The following is a 19366-nucleotide window of genomic DNA, read 5'->3' on the forward strand; positions in this document are numbered from 1 at the left end:
CGGCTAGCCGGGGCCGAGGTCGCCGGTGCGGTGGTGCCGCCGGCACAGCACCTGGTACCGCACCTCGGAGTGGTCGACGGTGTCACCGATCACCACCTGCTCGCCGTGGCGGGCCACCACACCGTCGACCACGCGGGCGTTGAGCAGGCCCTGCCGGCCGCACCAGCAGAGCACCTCGACCTGGATACGGCACACCTCGTCGGCGATCTCGAACAGCCGCTGCGCGGCCGGGAACAGCACCGACCGGAAGTCACTGGCCAGCCCGAAAGCGAACACGTCGACGTCGTAGCCGTCGACCAGGTCGGCCATCTGCCCGACCTGGTCGACGGTGTAGAAACACGCCTCGTCGCAGATCAGATAGTCGACCCGGGTGCCGTCCGCCCACCGGCCGCGCACCAGCGCCACCAGGTCCAGGTCGTCGGTGACCTCGATCGCCGAGTGGGCCAACCCGATCCGGGTGGTCACCTGCGGCCCCATCGACCGGTCGTTGCGGGTCAGCACCAGACCCCGGCGGCCCTGCCGGGCGTGGTTGTGGTCCATCTGCAGGGCCAGCGTCGACTTGCCGCAGTCCATCGGACCCCAGAAGAACTTCAACGCCGCCCCGTGCCGCAGCCGTCCGTCACCGGCGGCCAGGCAGGCGGTCGCCAACGCGGACTGGTCGCCGCCGGCCGGCCCGGCCGTCCTCGGCTGACTGTCGTCGGTCACGACCGGGCAGCTTACTAGCCGTTACCGCCGGCACCGGCGGCCCGGGTCGCGATGTCGGGTCAGGCGGTGTTGCCGGGTCGACCCGGGCCGGGCGGCGATGTCGGACCACTGTGGCAGGATCTGCCGCCATGTTCCCCCGCACCTGGACCCTCACCCACATCGAACGTGTCATCCGTACCGCATGGTCCGCCGACACCTGCGATCCGGTCGACCTGGCGGACTGGCACGCCGGCAACCCGGCCCGCGGCCAGTGCGGCGTCACCGCGCTGGTGCTGCACGACCTGCTCGGCGGTGAGCTGCTGGTCGGGGAGGTCAGCACCGGTGGGCGGCGGACCGGCCGGCACTGGTGGAACCGGCTCGGCGTGGTCGAGATCGACCTGACCCGCGACCAGTTCGGCCCGCACGAGCGGATCAGCAGCGGTACGGTCGTCGACCGGCCGGACGGTCCGCCGCGCCGCTGCCGCGAACAGTACGAGACGCTGCGTACCCGGGTGTTGAAGCAGCTCGGCGCCGACACGACGGTGGCGGCCGGCCGATAGCATCCCCGCCGGCGGCGTACGCACGCCGGCGCAATCCCGGGAGAGGACATCAGGACCGTGAACGGACCGGTACGGCTCGCCGTCGACCTGGGCACCACACACACCGTCGCGGTGGTCCGCCGTGGCGACGAGCCACCCCGGCCGCTGCTGTTCGACGGCACTCCGCTGCTGGCCTCCGGGGTCTGTATCGACGCCGCCGGTGGCGTCCACAGCGGACGTGACGCGCAGCGGTTGGCCGCCGGGGAGCCGCACCGGTTCGAGCCGCACCCGAAACGGCGCGTCGACGACGGCTCGGTGCTGCTGGGTGACCGGGAGCTGCCGGTCACCCAGCTGCTGGCGGTGACCCTGCGCCGGGTCGCCGCCGAGGCCGCGACCGCCGGTGTGCATCCGGCCTGCGGCACCGTGCTGACCTGCCCCGCCGACTGGGGCGCCCCGCGTCGGGACCTGCTGCGCGCGGCCGCCACGGCGGCAGGGCTGGGCCCGGTGCGGCTGCTCGACGAGCCGATCGCGGCCGCCACCTACTGTGTCCGGGTGCTGGGCCGGCAGGTACCGCCGGGTGGCACGCTGGCCGTGTTCGACTTCGGCGGCGGCACCCTCGACGTGGCGGTGGTCCGCAACGAGCCTGCGGTAGGTGGAGCCGGCGGGCTGCGGGTGCTGGCCACCGGCGGGCTTGACGACCTCGGCGGGCTCGACATCGACGAGGCGCTGGTCGCCCACCTTGGCCACCTGGTCGCGGTCCGCGACCCGCAGCTGTGGCAGCGGCTCAGCCGGCCGGTGACCGGCGCCGACCGCCGTGACCGGCTCGCTTTCTGGTCCGAGGTGCGGGCCGCGAAGGAGATGCTGTCGCGGGCCTCGGCGGCGCCGGTGGCGGTGCCCGGGCGCGACGATCCGATGCATCTGACCCGGGAGGAGCTGGACCGCGTCGCCGGGCCGCTGGTCGACCGGGCGGTCGACGAGACCCGCCGGGTGCTGCAGCTGGCCGGGGTCGACCCGGCGCGGCTGGCCGCGCTGCTGCTGGTCGGTGGGGCCAGCCGGATGCCGCTGGTCGCCAGCCGGTTGCACGCCCGACTCGGGGTCGCCCCGTCGGTGCCGGAGCAGCCGGAGCTGCCGGTGGCGTACGGTGCGCTGCACCACACGCCGTCGACGGATGTCGCGGCGCCGTCGACCGCCGCTCCGACCGGGCCGGGCCCGACCGCGCCGTACCTTGCGCAGCCAGGCCCACCGGTGCCCGGACCCACCACACCGGCGGCTGGCGGCGATCTGCCGTCGCCGCCAGCACGTCGGCGGCGTCGCGGCCGGGTGGTCGCGGCGGTCGCCGGCGCCGTGGCGGTGACGCTGGCCGCCGGGATCGGCCTGACCAACGGTTGGCTGCTCGACCAGTTCACCGGCGACGGTAGCGGGCCCCGTGACACCAACCTGTTCGGTGGCCTGCTCGGCGACGACGACGACGGCGGCGGGACGGGGGACACCGCGGGCGGCCTGACCGAGATCCACCAGGTGACGTTGCCCGCCGGCACCGGCGGGTCGACGGTCACCGTCGCCGGTGACCTCGCCGTGTACGCGGCGGTCGCCGTCGGCGGCACCACCGTCACCGCGGTACCGGCCGGCGGCGGCGACCCGGCCTGGACCGCCACGGTGGACGTCGAACCGACGCAGGTGCGGCTCACCGCCGCCGGTGGGCTGCTCATCGTCGACGCCGCAGACTCGGCGACCGACGGCGGCGACGACATGCGGGTCGTGCTCGACGCCGCCGACGGCACGGTGCGGTGGAAACGCAGCTGGCAGGACCTTACCGACGTGGTCCGGCTGGGCACCGACGTGATCGTCGAGATCAAGGACGGCATTTTTGACAACGCGGTCGCCCGGATCGACCTGACCACTGGGGAGCAGCGGTGGCGACGCGAGGCCCCCGACGATGACCTGCTGGTCCTCGACGCGTCCCGGATCCGGGCGGCGACCCGGTGGACCGGCACGGAAGGTGTCGAGGACGCCGGGGTGCTGCCGCCCGCCGGGTACGGGCTGCGGGACAACCGGTACGCCGAGCCGGGCCGTTTCGTCGAGCTGAGTGAGGGCAGCGGCCGGGGGTTCGTGCTGGACACCGGCGACGGCGACCCGATCGCCAGCGGCGACCTGCCGCTGGACCACGACGCGTGGACCGTCTACGAAGGACTCGCGATCGGCCGGCTGTCCGACGGCGCGTCGCCGGGACGGGCTGTGCTGGCCGCGTACGACCTCGACGGTTTCACCCGCGCGTGGGAGGTGCCGCTGCCGGCCGGTGACACCATCGAACTGGTCAAACCGTGCGGGGAGCGACTGGTGTGCGCGGCGGTCGACGGCGGCACGTACCGCACGATCGCCGTCGACATCGGCACCGGCGACGAGAAGTGGAACCGCACAAGTGAGTTCGGATTCGAGGACAACTGGTACGCGGCGCCGGCCGGGCTCGTCTTCGGTGACCAGACGTTCGACACAGTTGACGACTTCTGCCTGCTCGACGAGGACGGCGGGGAGATCACCGCCGCCGACGACACCCGGTCGGCGGCGGCGGTGGCCGACGGCTGGGTGGTGGTGCTGGGCCACCGCATCGACACGGCGTCGAGGACCGCCGTGCCGCAGGTGTCCGTGTGGGACGCGGCGACCGGTCGACGGACCGCACCGGTCGACGTCGGCACTGACCTGGTGGACAACCGGGTGACACACGCGATGGTCAGCGGCGACACCGTCGCGGTGGTCACCGCCGACCATCAGGTGCGGGTGCTGTCCGTGACCGGGCTCGGCTGAGTGGGCGGCCGTCGGGCCGCCCACTCAGGCCACGGTCAGTAGACGTTGACCCCGTACGCCGACAGCGCCTCGGCCACCGGCTGGTGGTAGGCCCGGCACTCGGCCCGGTTGCTGCCCGAGTGCAGACCCAGTGCGGTGCTGCCGGCGAACACCGCGCCGCCGCTGTCGCCCTTGTCCGCGCACAGGCTGGTCTGGAACAGCCCGGTCACCGGACCCGCCGAGTAGTTGACGGTGACGTTGATTGCGACGACCGGGCCGGTGGTGACCCCGGTGGTACTGCCGCTCTTGCTGACCGTCTGCCCCACATACGGGTTCCCGGCGCCGGTGATGTCCCGCAGCGTCCCGTCGTACAGATTGACCGCCCCGGGCCGGTTGACGGTGGTGTCGACCCAGCGGACCAGGCCGAAGTCGTCACCGGGGAAGCTACTGGCGACCGTGGTGCCGGCGTTGGTGACCCCGTCGACCATCCACTGCGTACGCGACTCGGTGCAGTGCCCGGCGGTGAGGAATCCCGGCCGGCCGGCGCTGTCGTACACGTTGAACCCGAGCGAGCAGCGGCCGTTGGAGTAGACCGGGTCGCCGCCGGCGGCGGTGGTCTCCACCGTGCCGGCGACGCGTTCGACGCGGACCGCGTCGCCGAAGCGGGCCGCGACCGCCTCGACCAGCGCCAGCCGGGTACCGGTGACGGTCGCGTCGACGGACACCACGACCTGGTTGCTGACCGGGTCGGCGTACCAACTGCTCCCCGGCACAGCCGCCGACCGAGACAGGGCACCAGTGACCCGGGCCAGATCATCGGCACCACGCTCGACGGTCCGGGCCACCCCACCCGCGGCGCGCACCACCCGGGCGGCCGTCTCATCGGTCACGGTCACCACCAGGTCACCGGTGACCTCGTCCCGGTACGCCCCGGCGGACCGGTCACCCAGCCGGTCGGCCAGCGCCAGGGCGGCCTCACCGCCGAGTTCGGGGGCGGGCCCGGCGGCAGCGGCCGCCGGACTCGCCAGCAGACCACCGACCAGTACGGCGGTGGCGGCCAGCGCGGAGCCGATCTGTCTGATCGGCGTGGATAGATCCCTCACACAGTCCTCCTGCGATCTGGTGAACGTGAGATGTCCGGTCAGGACGGCGATCATCATCGCCGCTGGCGGCGGCGCTGCACACCGTGCCATTGCCCATTTGTGGGCGACTTCCGGCCACGTGCCCGACGCTGACCGGTGCCGCCTCCCCGGGCCGTGGCGAGTGGACCTGCCACAATGGCGACATGGCGCGACCGGACCGGGACTCGTTGTTCGCCGCCGGGGCGGCCGTGGTCGTGGCCGTCGCGGTCGGACTCACCGTGTTCGCCGTCGCGCGGCAGTTGAACATGGGACAGCGGTGGACCGCGCTGGTGGTCATGGGGCTGGGCGCCACCTCGATCGCTGTGGTGCTGTGGGGGGCGTTGTCGACGCCGCAACGGCGTCGCCGGGAGGCGGACGACGGTGGTGACATCCGGTCCCGCCTGGCCGGGCATGTCCCGTTGCTCGGCTCGACGGCGCTGTTGACCGCCGCCGTGGTGCTGAACGAGGTGGCCCGGCGCGGGTGAACGGGTCGCCGTACCGGTGGGCATACTGGTAGCGCTGCTGACCAGTGCACCCGGAGGGCATGATGATCATTGACGTCGCGCAGATCGAGGCGGCGGCGCGGCGGATCGCCGACCATGTGGTGCGGACGCCGACGGTGCCCAGCCCCGGCCTGTCCGGGCTGCTCGGCGTACCGGTGACGGCGAAGCTGGAGCTGCTGCAGCGTACCGGGTCGTTCAAGGCGCGGGGCGCGGCGGCGAAGCTGCTGACCCTCGACGACGGGCAGCGGGCGGCCGGCGTGGTGGCGGTCAGCGGCGGCAACCACGGCATCGCGGTGGCGGTGATGGCGCAGGCCCTGGACGTGAAGGCGACGGTGGTGATGCCGCGTTCCGCGCCGGAGCGGGCGGTGGAGGTCGCCACCGCCGCCGGGGCGACGGTGCGGGTGGTCGACACCATGGACGAGGCGTTCGACCTGACGTCGCGGTTGCGGGCCGAAGGGCTGGCCATGGTGCATCCCTTTGACGACCCCGTGGTGGTCGCCGGGCAGGGCACCGTCGGTCTGGAGTTCGCCGCTGACGCGTTCGCCGACGACCGGACGGCACCGACGGACGTGCTGGTCAGCGTCGGCGGCGGCGCGTTGATCTCCGGGGTGGCGGCCGCGCTGCGCGCCCGCCGGCCCGGCGTCCGTGTCTGGGGGGTGGAGACCGACGGCGCGTCGGCGATGGCGCAGGCCTGCGGGCACGGCGGCCCCGTGCCGGTGGAACTGTCGTCGATCGTGTCGACGTTGAGCGCGCCGACGGTGTCGCAGCTGACCTACGACCACGTCACCGAGCTGGTCAGCGACGTGCTGGTGGTGTCGGACGCGGAGGCGGTGCGCGGCAGCCTGGACCTGGCCGAGCACGCCAAGGTGTGGGCAGAGCCGGCGGCCGGGTGTCTGCTGCCGGCCGCGCGCCGGGTGGTCGACCAGGTTGGCCCGGACGTCCGGCTCGGCCTGGTGGTCTGCGGCGGCAACGTCACCGTCGCCGATCTGACCGGTTGGGCCCGTCGGTTCAACCTGACCGGCTGATCCGACGGGCCGGGCCCGTCACCGGTGCCGGTCAGTACACCCGGGCGTTGTACGCCGCGAGCACCTCGGTCACCGGCTGGTGGAAGGAGATGCACGCGCCGACAACTCCGCCGGAGTGCAGGCCCAGGGCTGTGTTGTGGGCGAACACCGCGCCGCCGCTGTCACCACCGGCGGTGCACAGGTTGGTCCGGAACAGCCCGTTCACCGCGCCGGCCGAGTAGTTCGCCGTGACGTTCACAGCGTTCACCGACCCCCGGGTCAGCCCGGTGGTACTGCCGCTGGCACCGACCGCCTGCCCGACGTACGGGTTGCCGGCCCGACTGATGTCACGGGTGCTGCCGTTGTACATGTTGACCGCGCCGGGCCGGTTGGCGTTGGGGTTGTCCCAGCGGACCATGCCGTAGTCGTTGCCGGGGAAGCTGCTGGCCACCGTGGTGCCGGCGTTGGCGACTCCGTCGACGGTCCGGGGCACCCGACCCGCGGCCCGGACCACCCGGGCGGCCGTCTCATCGGTCACGGTCACCACCAGGTCACCCGTGACCTCGTCCCGGTACGCCCCGGCGGACCGGTCACCCAGCCGGTCGGCCAGCGCCAGGGCGGCCTCACCGCCGAGCTCGGGGGCGGGCCCGGCGGCAGCGGCCGCCGGACTCGCCAGCAGACCACCGACCAGTACGGTGCCGGCCGCGAACGCCGCGCCGATCCGGCGGATCGACAGGGGTGGCACGATCATGCGTCCTCCTGCGGGAATCGATTCGTCCGATCTGGATGGATCGATCCTCGTGTCAGCCGGGTTGCTAATACACCAGGCGGTTGCCTACACATCGACATCCGTCGGCGCGCCGGGCCAGTGGCGCAGCGACGCGTCGAGTGCGTCCAGGATGCGGGGCCAGCTGTCCTGCGGGTCTGGGTCGCTGTGGCTGAACCCGCCGGCGGCCGCCAGGTCGAGGTAGCCGTGGATGGTGGCGCCGATCAGCCGTACCGCGTGGGTCTGTTCCTGTTCGGGCATCCGGTAGCCGTGCAGCACGGCGCGCAGCAGCCGGGTGTGCCGGCCGCCGGCGCTGGCTGCGGCGGTGGCCGGGTCGAGCCGCAGCCGGGCGGCGGCGTAGCGGCCGGGGTGCTCGCGGGCGTAGTCGCGGTAGGCGTCGGCGAGCCCGGCCAGCGCGTCCCTGCCGGACCGGCCGGCGACGGCGTCGGCGGCCCGGTCGGCGAGCTCGGCCAGGGCGAGCAGGGCGATCCGGGTCCTCAGGTCGTCGGAGCCGCGGACGTGCGCGTACAGGCTGGCCACGGCGACGCCGACGCGGCGGGCCAGCGCGGAGACGGTCACCTGGTCGAAGCCGATCTCGTCGGCCAGCTCCGCGCCGGCCGTGGTCAACCGCTGCGCGTTCAGTCCGGCCCGCGCCATCCGTATCGCCTCCTCCATCGAACCGACACTGATTATGCGTTTGCCTAATACCTTTAGGCAACTAGCCTGGCCGGTATGACACCACTGACCGAGCAGGAGATCCGCGCCGCGTTCGTCAACTGCACAAGGGGGAGACGAAACGCCTGTACGTGCCGCGTGACCTCGCCGGCCGGCCGTGGGACGACCTGGACTTCCTCGGCTGGCGCGACCCGCAGTCGCCGGCCCGTGCCTACCTGGTCACCGAGCTGGCGGGCCGTCCGGCGGCGGTCGCGTTGCGCTGCCCCGATCCGGCCGCCCGCCACCTGCGGCGCTCCATGTGCTCGATCTGCCTGACCGCGCCGCAGGCCGGGGTGTCGTTCATGGTCGCGCCGAAGGCGGGCCGGGCCGGCCAGCAGGGCAACTCGGTCGGCACCTACCTGTGCGGCGACCTCGCCTGCTCGCTGTACGTGCGCGGCAGGAAGGACCCGGGGCCGGGCGCCAGGCTGCCGGAATCACTGACCCTGCAAGAAAAGACCGCCCGGACCCGGGCCGCCGTCGCCGCGTTCGTCGCCAAGGTGACCGGCTGACAGCTTCTACCGCAGCGTCGCGGCCCGGCGGCGGTGCGACAACGTGACGTGGTGGTGCGCCCCGGCGTGCCCGGCCGGGTCGGTGTGCACGGTCGCCGACACCAGCCGGGGTACGGCGTGGGTGAGCTGGTGTTCGGCGTCGGCGGCCACCTCGTGCGCGGCGAGCAGGCTCAGGTCGGCGTCGACGACGAGGTCGGCTTCGGCGTGCAGCCGGTGGCCGATCCAGCGCAGCCGTACCGCTGTCACGTCGCGGACGCCGGGCACCGCGCGCAGGGTCGTTTCGGCGATGTCGACCAGGGCCGGGTCGACGGCGTCCATCAGCCGCCGGTACACCTCGCGGGCGGCGTCACGCAGCACGTACCCGATCGCGACGGTGATCGCGAGGCCGACCAGCGGGTCGGCCCACTGCCAGCCGGCCGCCGCGCCCCCGGCTGCGGCGACGACGGCCAGTGAGGTGAATCCGTCGGTACGGGCGTGCAGCCCGTCGGCGACCAGCGCGGCCGAGCCGATGCGCCGGCCGACCCGGATCCGGTAGCGGGCGACGATCTCGTTGCCGGCGAAGCCGACGACCCCGGCGGCGGCCACCCACGGCACGTGGGTCATCGACGTCGGGTGGATCAGCCGGTCGACGGCGGTCCAGCCTGCGGCGATCGCCGAGCCGGCGATGACGACCACGATGACGACGCCGGCGAGGTCCTCGGCGCGGCCGAACCCGTACGTGTAGGCGCGGGTGGCGGCGCGCCGGCCGATCAGGAACGCGATCGCCAGGGGTACGGCGGTCAGCGCGTCGGTGACGTTGTGCAGGGTGTCGCCGAGCAGCGCAACCGAGCCGGAGGCGGCGACGATGACCGCCTGGGCGGCGGCGGTGGCGGCGAGGACCGCCAGGGAGATCCACAGGGCGCGGAGTCCGTCGCGGGACGCTTCGAGGGAGTCGTCGACCTTGGCGGCGGTGTCGTGGGTGTGCGGGGTGAGCCGGTGCAGCGCCCGTCGCCACCAGGCCCGCCGCACCGGATGCCGGTGACCGTGCGGGTGGTGGTCGTGACGGTGGTGGTCGTGGTCCATGGCGATGGCAGAATACGTGCTCATGTACGCACGCGACAACGCTGCAGGTGCCACGGATGGGCAGCAGCAACCGACCGGCGCGCAGGTCGACACGGCGGTGACCGCGTTGAAGATGCTGGCCGACCCGACCCGGCTACGCCTGCTGTGGCAGCTGCGCGACGGCGAACACGACGTCGGCACCCTCGCGGCGGCGGTCGGCGCCGCGAGGCCCGCCGTGTCGCAGCACCTGGCGAAACTGCTGCTCGCCGGCCTGGTCGCCAGCCGCCGTGACGGCCGCCGGGTGCTCTACCGGGCACGCGGCGGCCACGTCCGCCGCCTGGTCACCGAGGCCCTGTACGCCGCCGACCATTACCTGACCGGAACCCCCGACCACGACTGATCCCACATTGCCGGCTGGCCCGGCCGGCTAGAACGAGTGTCGGCCGACGTCGACGGCTGACTAGCATCACCGGCCGTGGATGACAGACGGTGGCGGGATCCGCAGTGGTTGGCCTGGGTGCGGGACTGGATCGACGGCCGGCTCGCCGCGGTGCAGCTCGACCTGGCCGACGACGTCGACGACCTGCTCGCCCTCGGCGTGCCCGACCGGCGGCTGGCCACCCTGCCGCAGGCGTACGCACGGATCATCGACGTCGTCGGCGCCGAGCGACGGTTCCGCGACGCGGCACCGATGGTGGCCGACCTGTGCGCCGAGCTCGCGCAGTACGGGCTGCCGGAGCTGCTGCAGCACGACGACCTGCACGACGCGCAGGTCTTCGTCCGCGACGGCCGCCACCTCATCATGGACTGGGGCGACGCCTGCGTGTCGCACCCGTTCCTCACCCTGTCGGTCACCCTCGACGGTGGGCTGGCGTGGGGGCTCGACGACGTGCGGGACTCGGTCGACACCTCGCCGTTCCGGGACGCCTACCTGGCGCCGTACGCCGAACGGTTCACCGGCGACCTGGTGGCCGCGACCCGGGTGGCATCGCGCCTGGGCTGGGTGTGCCGCGCGGTCAACGGGCACCTGCCCGGCGACGACAAGCAGACCCTGACCCGACTGCGGATGTTCCTCGACGGCCGACCGTAGCCCTCCGTACGACACGCGAGGCCGACTGAATACGGCAAGGAAGCAACCGTTCCTCGCCGTATTCAACGTATATCGCATAGGGGGCCTTGCGGCAAGACCCGGGTCGCGGCGCAGAATGTGCGACCGAAGCCGTCAGCTGCGAAAACGCGCGGATTCACGTACGTGTGTCCGCTGATCGACGCTGCCCGGATGGCTGATCGCAGAAATGGGGGAACCGAATGTTCGACGTCATCATTGCCGGCAGTGGGCCGACCGGTGTGATGCTGGCCAGCGAGTTACGGCTGCACGGCGTGTCCGTACTCGTCGTGGAAAAGGACACGGAGCCGACCAGCCACGTCCGCGCGGGCGGCCTGCATGTGCGCAGCATCGAGATCATGGACCAGCGTGGCCTGCTGGACCGGTTCCTCGCGTACGGCCAGCGGTATCCGTTCGGCGGCTTCGCCGGCATCGACAAACCCGCGCCGGACCGGCTGGACACCGCGCACGGGTACGTGCTCGCCATCCCGCAACCCGTCACCGACCGCCTGCTGACCGAACGCGCCACCGAACTCGGTGCCGAGATCCGGCGCGGCTGCGAACTGGTCGGCCTGCGCCAAGACGACGGTCAGGTGACCGCGGAACTGGCCGACGGGACCCGGCTGCGTTCGCGCTACCTGGTCGGCTGCGACGGCGGCCGCAGCACGGTGCGCAACCTGCTCGGCGTCGCCTTTCCCGGCGAACCGACCCGGGTCGACACCCTGCTGGGCGAGATGACGGTGGCCGTAGCGCCGGAGACCGTCGCCGCCGTGGTCGCCGAGGTCCGCGTCACCGAGAAGCGGTTCGGGGCCGCGCCGCTGGGCGACGGCGTGTACCGGCTGGTGGTGCCCGCCGCAGGGGTGGCCGCCGACCGTAGCGTCGCACCGACCATCGAGGAGTTCGCCCGGCAACTGCGGGTGACCGCCGGCACCGACTTCGGCGTGCACTCACCGCGCTGGCTGTCCCGGTTCGGTGACGCCACCCGGCTTGCGCAGCGCTACCGGGTCGGCCGGGTCCTGCTGGCCGGCGACGCCGCGCACATCCATCCGCCACTCGGCGGCCAGGGCCTCAACCTCGGCATCCAGGACGCGCTCAACCTCGGCTGGAAACTCGCGGCCGAGGTCGCCGGCTGGGCGCCCGGCGGGCTGCTCGACAGCTACCACACCGAACGGCGCCCGGTGGCGGCCGCCGTGCTGGACAACACCCGGGCGCAGATGGAACTGCTGTCCACCGAGCCGGGCCCGCAGGCGGTGCGCCGGCTGCTCGCCGAGCTGATGGACATCGAGGAGGTCAACCGCCGCCTGATCGAGAAGGTCACCGCCATCGGGATCCGCTACGACGTCGGCGGCGAGGACGGCGACGGCGGTGGCGGCTCAGCCCACGACCTGCTCGGCCGGCGGCTGCGCGACGTAGCGCTGACCGGCGGCCGCCGCCTGTACGAGCTGACGCGTGGCGGCCGTGGACTGCTGCTCGACCAGACCGGCCGGTTGTCGGTCACCGGCTGGGTGGACCGGGTCGACCACGTCGTCGACGCCAGCGACGACCTGGACGTAGCCGCCGTCCTGCTGCGTCCCGACGGCCATGTGGCCTGGGTCGGCGACGACCAGCAGGATCTGCTCCACCACCTGCCCCGCTGGTTCGGCGTAGCCGACAACCGGCTCAGGCCCGCCGCGTCGACACCGTAGGGCCAGCTCGCGACGGGATCGCCCGCTACCCTGTATGACGTGAGACGCAGCGAAGCCGAGGGTGGCATCGTGCCGTACCTGGCTCGGCCGGGTCGTCGCGCGGCAGTCGTTGCTGACCTCGCGCAGCTGCGCGGACCAGTCAGTGGCGTCGTCGAGTTGCCGCATCGGCTGCACTGGCAGCCCGACCGCCGGGTCAACCTCGACAACCCCGCACTGCTGCGGTGGATGTACGAAACCGTCCTGGTCGAGGCGGTCACCCCGGTCGAGCTGGTCACCTGGCTGCACGGCCCGACGCTGGTCCGGCTCTGGCCGGACCTGTGGGTTCCACGTGGCGTCAGACAGGCCTGGGAGCAACGGCACCCGCAGCTGCGCAGCGCCCACCAGCCCGCCGCCGCGTGACATCAGAGGAGTTCCAGGCCGAGGTGGCACGGCTGGCGCTCGCCGTGGCCCAGCGACACGGCTTCGCGTTAGCAGGCGGACACGCGCTGATCGCATACGGCGTGGTGGACCGGCCGACCGAAGACGTCGACCTGTTCACGGACCAGTCCGGTGGGGTCACCGCGGCTGCCGACCTGGTGATGTCGACCCTGAGTCGTGCTGGACTGCACGTCGAGGCGGTCACGGATTCAGCCGACCTCGGCGACGTCTTCGACGGTTTCGAGCATGATCTCGTCGAGTGCGAGGTGCGTCGCGGGGACCAGACGGTGCGGCTGCAGATGGTGCGGTTCGACCGGCACCACCAGCCGGTCATGATGCAGATCGGGCCGGTGCTGCACCTTGATGACGTGGTTGCCTCAAAGGTGGTGGCACTCGCTACCCGGGCTGCCCCTCGCGATTACATCGATACTGCCGCCGCCCTAGCCCGCTACTCCAGAAATCGGCTGATCCAGCTCGCCCGGCAGGCGGATTCTGGTCTGACCGAGGAGGACTTCACCGATGCCATGCAGCGGCTGGACCGGATGGACGACGCCGTCTTCCGCGAGATCTATGGGCTGACCGCGACACAGGTCAACGAGATTCGCCACTGCTTCTCCACCTGGCCGAGGTTTGCGCCCTGACCCAAGCGGGCAGGCGGCCCGGTAGGTTGGGGCTGTCTCGGTGAGCGGCCACGTACGCATGGTCAGGTGGCCGGTCCACCGTGGCGCTGAGCGGACAGGGGAGGCCCCTCGGGTGAAGATCATCGCGTTGTCCTGCACACAGAAGCGTCTGCCGTCGCTGACCGACGCGCTGCTCGAGGCGGCGATCAGCGGTGTCGTCCGGGAGGTCAGCGACGCGCGGATCCAGCGGATCCGGTTGATCGACCATCGCATCGCGATGTGCGAGGGCGAGGACACCTGCCTGGACCCCGAGGTGGGTCGGTGCACACTCGACGACGACTTCGCGCAGGTCGTCGACCTGGCCGAGGGCGCGCAGGCGATGCTGCTCGCCATGCCCGTGTACGCGGGCAACGTACCGGCGGTGTTGAAGATCTTCCAGGAGCGGTTGAAGAGTTTCATGAACGCCGGGCAGCGCCCGTTCGGCAACCTGCTGGTGGGGACGATCGTGCATTCGCGCACGATGCTGACCGAGCCCGCGCTGGGTTCGTTGTTCCCGTGGTACCTGCGGCTACGGAACAGGAACGTGGCGTCGGCGTGCGTCGCCCAGGGCGAGCATCAGGACCTGACCCGTACCGCGGCGGTCGACCTGTGTGTGGCGGTGGGCCGGCAGCTCGCCATGACACTCGACGTCAGCCGGTCACCGGCGGACGCGCGGACGGCGTTGCCGGTGGTTCAACCGCCGGTCCGGCCCCGCTGCGGCGACCCGGCCGCGTCGTCGCCTTCCGGCGGGTGAGCGGACTCCGCGCGCCAGGTGCACCCGTCGCCGGCCTGGTCGCACGACACCGTGACGTCCGGTTCCACGTAGCGGGCGGCGATCGCCGTGTTGAGTTTCTGGCAGTACGGGCACGGCGACGAGAACGTCAGCACGACGCCGGCGCGGGCGGCCCGTCTGCGGTACCGAAGGATCCCGCAGTCGGCGTTGCGCAGGACGGTGCCCGAGGGTTGTGGCTCGCGGGTCACCGCCGAGTCGTACAGCAACAGTTGACGCTGCAGCCGGGTCATGAAGTGGTCGGTGGCGGACACTCCGGCGGGCCGTTGCGCCCGCAGCAGTTCCGCGGTGATGCGCGAGTTTGCCTGGATCCACGCGGCCAGGCCTTCCTCGCCGTGTTCTCCCAGGATGAACTCCTCTGCGGCCGCCTGGGCCTCGAAGAACCGTTGGCGCCACAGGTCGACCTTCTCGGCCGGGTCGAGTGCGGACGGTTCACTGGTCATCGTCCGGGTCCTTCCCGGTGACGCCGTCCAGCTCGGCGAAGACCTCCTGGGCGACGCGCAACCCGTTGTTGGCGACCGGCCAGCCACCGTAGTAGGCGAGCTGAATAATGACTTCGACGATTTTCTCCCGCGACATCCCGAGGTGCATGGCGGCACCGATGTGGCCGCGCAGCTCCCAGTCGGTGCGCGCCAGCGTGACCGCGGTCAACGCGACCAGTTCGCGTTCCTCGACGCTCAGGTGCGGGCGGGTCCAGATCTCGCCGAACAGGTGGTCGACGGTGATCTGCAGGAACTCCGGGTAGGAACCGGGGCGCGGTTCGCGGCCGAAGACCTGCTGGAACATGGCCTCGCCCCGGTCACGTCGGGCAGCCGGCCGGTCCATGTGATCAACTCCTTCGGGTCGGTGGGACAGCGGTCGTCGGTCGAACCGTGGTCAACGTCCACGCCGCCGCGAAGGCGACGACCAGCAGCGCGGCGCCGCTGCCGAAGGCGGCCGCAGCGCCCGCCTGCTCGGCGACGAGCCCGACGACGACCGGGCCGACGACGGCGCCGACGTCGGTGCACATCGAGAAGACGGCGACGCCGCTGCCGGCCCGGCCGGCGACGACGTCACCGATCAGCGCGGCCGGCGCGGCGTTGAGCAGAGCTGATCCCGCCGCGTACGCGCAGAGTCCGACGACGAGCCAGGGGTAGGTGTCCACGAACACCAGGGCGGTGATCGCCGTCGCGGCCACCCCGGTGCCGGCGATCATGGCGGGGCGCCGCCCGGCCCGGTCGACGACCCGGCCGGCCGGGACGATCAGCAACGCCTGGACGACGGCGGAGATGGTGAACGCCCACCCGACCCAGGCCACGTCGTGTCCCCACGCGACGACCACCGTGGGCACCAGCGCGCTGCGTAGTCCGAAAAGGACCCAGCCCTGCGCCAGCGCCGCCGTACAGGCCACCAGGTAGCGCCGGTCCCGCAGCAGGACCGGCAGCCGGACTGCGGCACGGCCCGGGTCCGTGCCGTGGCGCGCGTCGGTCCGCAGCACCGCCAGGGTCAGCACCGTGGCGGCCAGCAGCAGCGCGGCGTACACCAGGAACGGCGCGGACAGGGCGATGAGCGCGAGCAGCCCGCCGAGCGCGGGCCCGCAGATGCCGCCGAGCAGGAAGCCGGCCTCGAACACGGCGCTGGCCCGGCCCCGCTGGTCGGCGGGGGCGACCGCCAGCAGTGTCGCCAGCGCGGACACCGAGAACAGCACCGAGCCGACGCCGCCGAGGCCGCGGAACACGAGCAGCTGCCCGTACGATCCGGCGAACGCCGCCAGGGCCGAGCAGACCGCGCACAGCAGCAGGCCGGCGACCAGGACCCGCCGTTCGCCGAACCAAGCTGCGAGCCGGCCGCAGAACGGGCTGGTGGCCAGCCGCATCAACGCGAACAGGGCGACGAGCGCGCCGATCTGGGCGGGCCCGGCCCCGAACGTCGCCGCGTACACCGGGAGCACCGGCAGCACCAGTCCCAGGCCCAGCATGACGCAGCCACCGACGACGCTGAGGACGTACACCTCGCGGGGCAGACCCGGCGGCCCGAAGGCGGCGACGGGTGGGGCGCCGCCCGGGGTGGCCGCCGTCACTGGCCGGTCACAGGATGATGCTGAGCTTGCCGTGCTCGTACAGCGTCTCGTGGTCGAGCACGACGAGCCGGCGGCGGACCCGGAACATCCCGCCGTCGACGACGAGTTCGAACCGGTACTTGCCGACGTACGCGTCGGAGCGTCCGTGCCCGAACCGGTGCACGACGACGTTCGCCGCCACGTCGAGGTGGGTGCCCCGGTCGGCCAGGATCTCCACGTTTGTGATCATCCGGTTGGTCCGCGACCGGGGGTTCTCGCACCACACCTCGCCGTTGAGTAGCTGTTCGATGCGCTGGCGCAGCCGGGCGGCGTCGTCGTCGATGAGCCCGAGCGCGTCGGCCGTGTCGCCCCGCACGTCGGTGGCCGGCACCGAGTAGCGGATGTCGGCGGTCAGTATCTCGTCGTACCACTGGCGCAGCCGCCACTCGTCGAGCAGCCGCGCCTCCCGGAAGAGGAACTGGCTCACCCGGTGCCACAGCCGCACCTGGGCCTCGTCGTCGACCGTCAGCTCGGTGATCATCGTCGTCACGCCCCTTGCATCAGCCGGTCCCACTGCCGCCAGAACTCGCGGGCGGGAAGCTCGTCGGTGGTCTCCGGGACCGCCTTGTTCATGCCGCGCGACAGGTCCGAGTAGCGGACCGCGCGGTTGAGGTACCCCCGCTGGCACGACTCGATGATCTCGATGTCGTCGGGGGTGGCGAAGCCGGCGGGACCGAGGAACGTCAGATAGTGGCTCTTGCGCAGTTCCCGGATGTCGGGGTCCTCGTCTCGGGGGGCCAGGGCGACCGAGGTGATCGCCATCTGGTCCGCGCCGACCGGGTCGATCTTGCGGATGGTGATCGCGATCGCGTCGATGATCATGAGGTTGGGGAAGATCAGCAACGCGCGGTTGGTGCCGGTGATCCGTTCGGCGCGTTGCGCACCGAACCGGTCGACGAACCGGGCGGCCGTCGCCTCGATCCGGGGCCGCACCTCGGCGCCGAACATCGGCGTCCAGTAGGCGAGCGGGCGGGCCGCCGCCGGTGGCAGCTCGTTGGCCCCGTGCCCCAGCCCGAGGGCGCGGCCGAAGCCGCCCCGGCGTCGCGGTGGCACCGACCCCAGCGACTCCATGTAGCTGACGTACCGCTTGTGCAGGGCCCGGAAGTGGTAGATGTCGACGCTGTTCTCCATCATCAGCTTCCAGTTGGCCCGGGCGCCGTGCAGCTGCGCACCCTGGATCACCTCCATCCCGACCTCCGACTGGTCGTCGATCAGGTCGAGGTACTCCGTGGCACCCGCCAGGTACTCGGTCAGGGTGCGCGGCTGCTCCGGGTTGAAGGTGACGAACACGAAACCCCGGTAACTGTCGCTGCGGTGCCGCGCCAGGCCGAAGTCCGCCTTACGGAAACCTGGCCCGTACCCGTCCGGGATCGGCACGCCGACCAGGTCGCCCTGAGTGGAGAACGTCCAGTCGTGGTAAGGACACCGGAACGACCGGGCCTGCCCGGCCGGCTGTGAGCAGATCAGCGCCCCGCGGTGGGTGCAGCTGTTCGCGAACACCCGGACCACTCCGTCGGAGCCGCGTGTCATCACGACTGGGCGCCCGCCGACGTCGCGTGCCACGTACGAGCCCGGCCCGGGCACCTCCGACTCGTGCCCGACGTACAACCAGCAGCGATCGAAGATCCTGGTCGTCTCCTGCGCTGCCAGGTCGTCGTCGGTGTAGGCGCGACGGTCCACCTGGAACGAGAGCCGTTCGAGATCGTCCACCACGATCGGGTCGACCACCGGCCGCTGCAGTTCGATCGTCACCGTTGCCCCTCCCGTTGAAGCGTCTCGATCGTGCCGATGACCAGCTCGGCGGTGCGCGCGGCGGAGTCGCCGCACTGCGGCCGCGCCGCGCGCAGCCGGGCCCGGTAGTCCCGGGCGGGGTCGAGCAGATCAGTGACCGCGTCAGTGACCGCCTGCTCGGTGACGCCCGCCGGCTCCAACGCCGTGCCGAAGCCCGCGCTGTCCACGAAGTACGCCTGGATGGGCTGGTCAACGGCCAGCGGGATCACCAGCATCGGGGTCTGCGCACGGATCGACTCCGCCACCGAGTTGTATCCGCCGTGGGTGATGAACACGTCGGCGCGTTCGAGCACCTCGCGTTGCGGCAGGTACGGGGCGGTGAGCACGTCGTCGGGCAGCGCCAGCTCCTCGGTGAGGTCGCCGACCGACGCGATCACCTGCGCCCCGGTCGCCGCCGCTCCGGTGATCACCGTACGCAGCAGGTCCGGCCGTCGGTAGAAGATCGTGCCGAAGGAGACGTACACCAGCGGACGGTCGGGGTCGATCCGGTCCAGGCGGGGGAAGGTGACCTCGTCGCCGCGGGCGCCCGCCGCACCGGGCAGGCCGACCAGCTGCACCCCGTCGTCGGTGACCGCGTCGTCGCCGACCAGGGCGGGGATCGTCGGCATCAGATTGAGAATCGGTGAACGCGCCGAATGGGTACGCATCGACCACATCACCCCGTGCCTGGTCAGATAGTTACCGACTTGTTCGTCGTACAGCCAGCGACCGCGCCGATGGGCAGCGGGGCACACCCCACCCAGATTGGCCCAGATCATCCCGTACGGCACGCCGGACGCATGTGTGCCGACCATGGCCGACGCGGTGACCGGCAGCGAGTCGACGAGCACGAAATCCGGTGCCGTCGCGCGCAGTACGTCGGCTGTCTGCTCGGCCACCGGCGACAACTGCAGCATCGGGCCGATCTTCGCCGGATCGTCGCTCCACGGTGCCATCTCGACCTGCCCGACCGCGTGCACCTCCGCCTTGCCCAGGGCCTGGCCGCGCTGCTCGTCGAGCACGCCACCGTCGGCCGACAACAGCAGCAACGCGACGTCACTGCCGGCGGACTGAAGCGCATTGACCACGGGAATGTACGGATTCAGGTGGCCGTGTTGAGTGGTGGTGAGCAGGGCGACACGCATCGAATCTCTACGCATTTCCACCATCGCTGAGGAGG

22 protein-coding genes are annotated in these 19366 nt (G+C 72.1%); 11 read left to right on the forward strand and 11 right to left on the reverse strand.

Features of this window, described 5'->3' with window-relative positions; translation table 11 throughout:
- Window positions 1–3 precede the first annotated feature (3 nt).
- Entirely contained in the window at window positions 4–648 is a 645-nt protein-coding gene (locus O7610_RS06700; RefSeq protein ID WP_281555584.1) for a thymidine kinase, read from the reverse strand.
- 185 nt (window positions 649–833) lie between these two features.
- Here O7610_RS06700 and O7610_RS06705 point away from each other — a divergent pair, with 185 nt between their 5' ends.
- The gene (locus O7610_RS06705) at window positions 834–1244 is read left to right on the forward strand and encodes a YunG family protein (protein WP_289212829.1); all 411 of its coding nucleotides are present in this window, start codon (window positions 834–836) and stop codon (window positions 1242–1244) included.
- Window positions 1245–1301: 57 nt separating this feature from the next.
- On the forward strand, window positions 1302–4025 hold the full coding sequence (locus O7610_RS06710) for a hsp70 family protein (RefSeq protein WP_289212830.1): 2724 nt from the start codon (window positions 1302–1304) through the stop codon (window positions 4023–4025).
- Window positions 4026–4060: 35 nt separating this feature from the next.
- Here the strand turns inward: O7610_RS06710 and O7610_RS06715 are convergent, their stop codons facing one another.
- The gene (locus O7610_RS06715; protein WP_281554859.1) at window positions 4061–5107 is read right to left on the reverse strand and encodes a S1 family peptidase; all 1047 of its coding nucleotides are present in this window, start codon (window positions 5105–5107) and stop codon (window positions 4061–4063) included.
- A gap of 182 nt (window positions 5108–5289) precedes the next feature.
- On the opposite strand from O7610_RS06715, the gene O7610_RS06720 reads away from it, so the two are divergent.
- Together O7610_RS06720 and O7610_RS06725 are read left to right on the forward strand one after the other, a co-directional pair.
- Window positions 5290–5610: a hypothetical protein gene (locus O7610_RS06720; protein WP_289212831.1), complete on the forward strand. Its 321-nt coding sequence runs from the start codon at window positions 5290–5292 to the stop codon at window positions 5608–5610.
- Window positions 5611–5669: 59 nt separating this feature from the next.
- A complete protein-coding gene (locus O7610_RS06725) occupies window positions 5670–6653 on the forward strand; it encodes a threonine/serine dehydratase family protein (RefSeq protein ID WP_289212832.1) in 984 nt (327 codons plus the stop codon).
- Between the two features lie 31 nt (window positions 6654–6684).
- Here the strand turns inward: O7610_RS06725 and O7610_RS06730 are convergent, their stop codons facing one another.
- Together O7610_RS06730 and O7610_RS06735 are read right to left on the reverse strand one after the other, a co-directional pair.
- Window positions 6685–7383: a S1 family peptidase gene (locus O7610_RS06730; protein WP_289212833.1), complete on the reverse strand. Its 699-nt coding sequence runs from the start codon at window positions 7381–7383 to the stop codon at window positions 6685–6687.
- Between the two features lie 84 nt (window positions 7384–7467).
- Window positions 7468–8073 carry a TetR/AcrR family transcriptional regulator gene (locus O7610_RS06735; protein WP_289212834.1) on the reverse strand — a complete coding sequence of 202 codons (606 nt, stop codon included), beginning with the start codon at window positions 8071–8073 and terminating at the stop codon, window positions 7468–7470.
- Between the two features lie 131 nt (window positions 8074–8204).
- Here O7610_RS06735 and O7610_RS06740 point away from each other — a divergent pair, with 131 nt between their 5' ends.
- Window positions 8205–8621: an FBP domain-containing protein gene (locus O7610_RS06740; RefSeq protein ID WP_289212835.1), complete on the forward strand. Its 417-nt coding sequence runs from the start codon at window positions 8205–8207 to the stop codon at window positions 8619–8621.
- A gap of 6 nt (window positions 8622–8627) precedes the next feature.
- Here O7610_RS06740 and O7610_RS06745 read toward each other — a convergent pair whose 3' ends face one another.
- Window positions 8628–9707, reverse strand: a complete 1080-nt coding sequence (locus tag O7610_RS06745) for a cation diffusion facilitator family transporter (protein WP_289212836.1) — start codon at window positions 9705–9707, stop codon at window positions 8628–8630.
- Between O7610_RS06745 and O7610_RS06750 the strand changes: the two genes are divergently transcribed.
- The 6 genes from O7610_RS06750 to O7610_RS06775 all read left to right on the forward strand — a co-directional run bounded on the left by O7610_RS06750 (window position 9706) and on the right by O7610_RS06775 (window position 14282).
- A complete protein-coding gene (locus tag O7610_RS06750) occupies window positions 9706–10062 on the forward strand; it encodes an ArsR/SmtB family transcription factor (protein ID WP_289212837.1) in 357 nt (118 codons plus the stop codon). The genes O7610_RS06745 and O7610_RS06750 overlap by 2 nt on opposite strands.
- Window positions 10063–10137: 75 nt before the next feature.
- A complete protein-coding gene (locus O7610_RS06755) occupies window positions 10138–10752 on the forward strand; it encodes a hypothetical protein (protein WP_289212838.1) in 615 nt (204 codons plus the stop codon).
- 218 nt (window positions 10753–10970) lie between these two features.
- Complete coding sequence (rox, locus tag O7610_RS06760; protein ID WP_281554867.1) at window positions 10971–12452, forward strand: rifampin monooxygenase; 1482 nt, start codon at window positions 10971–10973, stop codon at window positions 12450–12452.
- A gap of 39 nt (window positions 12453–12491) precedes the next feature.
- The gene (locus tag O7610_RS06765) at window positions 12492–12851 is read left to right on the forward strand and encodes a hypothetical protein (RefSeq protein ID WP_281554868.1); all 360 of its coding nucleotides are present in this window, start codon (window positions 12492–12494) and stop codon (window positions 12849–12851) included.
- Entirely contained in the window at window positions 12848–13510 is a 663-nt protein-coding gene (locus tag O7610_RS06770; RefSeq protein WP_281554869.1) for a nucleotidyl transferase AbiEii/AbiGii toxin family protein, read from the forward strand. Before O7610_RS06765 ends, O7610_RS06770 begins: the two co-directional genes overlap by 4 nt.
- 112 nt (window positions 13511–13622) lie before the next feature.
- On the forward strand, window positions 13623–14282 hold the full coding sequence (locus O7610_RS06775; protein WP_281554870.1) for a flavodoxin family protein: 660 nt from the start codon (window positions 13623–13625) through the stop codon (window positions 14280–14282).
- On the opposite strand, the gene O7610_RS06780 is transcribed toward O7610_RS06775, so the two are convergent.
- Genes O7610_RS06780 through O7610_RS06805 form a run of 6 tightly spaced genes read right to left on the reverse strand, consistent with a single transcriptional unit; the run spans window position 14222 to window position 19331 of the window.
- Window positions 14222–14761 (reverse strand): hypothetical protein, encoded by a 540-nt coding sequence (locus O7610_RS06780; protein ID WP_281554871.1) that lies wholly within the window; start codon window positions 14759–14761, stop codon window positions 14222–14224. The genes O7610_RS06775 and O7610_RS06780 overlap by 61 nt on opposite strands.
- Window positions 14751–15143: a carboxymuconolactone decarboxylase family protein gene (locus O7610_RS06785; RefSeq protein WP_281554872.1), complete on the reverse strand. Its 393-nt coding sequence runs from the start codon at window positions 15141–15143 to the stop codon at window positions 14751–14753. Before O7610_RS06785 ends, O7610_RS06780 begins: the two co-directional genes overlap by 11 nt.
- A 4-nt stretch (window positions 15144–15147) precedes the next feature.
- Entirely contained in the window at window positions 15148–16377 is a 1230-nt protein-coding gene (locus O7610_RS06790) for an MFS transporter (protein WP_281554873.1), read from the reverse strand.
- 7 nt (window positions 16378–16384) lie between these two features.
- Window positions 16385–16897 carry an aromatic-ring-hydroxylating dioxygenase subunit beta gene (locus O7610_RS06795; protein ID WP_281555586.1) on the reverse strand — a complete coding sequence of 171 codons (513 nt, stop codon included), beginning with the start codon at window positions 16895–16897 and terminating at the stop codon, window positions 16385–16387.
- Window positions 16898–16902: 5 nt separating this feature from the next.
- The gene (locus O7610_RS06800; RefSeq protein ID WP_289212839.1) at window positions 16903–18168 is read right to left on the reverse strand and encodes an aromatic ring-hydroxylating oxygenase subunit alpha; all 1266 of its coding nucleotides are present in this window, start codon (window positions 18166–18168) and stop codon (window positions 16903–16905) included.
- Window positions 18165–19331 carry a glycosyltransferase gene (locus O7610_RS06805; RefSeq protein WP_281554875.1) on the reverse strand — a complete coding sequence of 389 codons (1167 nt, stop codon included), beginning with the start codon at window positions 19329–19331 and terminating at the stop codon, window positions 18165–18167. The genes O7610_RS06800 and O7610_RS06805 overlap by 4 nt, the downstream gene beginning before the upstream one ends.
- Between the last annotated feature and the right edge of the window lie 35 nt (window positions 19332–19366).

The sequence above is a fragment of the Solwaraspora sp. WMMA2065 genome, assembly GCF_030345075.1.
GTDB lineage: Bacteria > Actinomycetota > Actinomycetes > Mycobacteriales > Micromonosporaceae > Micromonospora_E.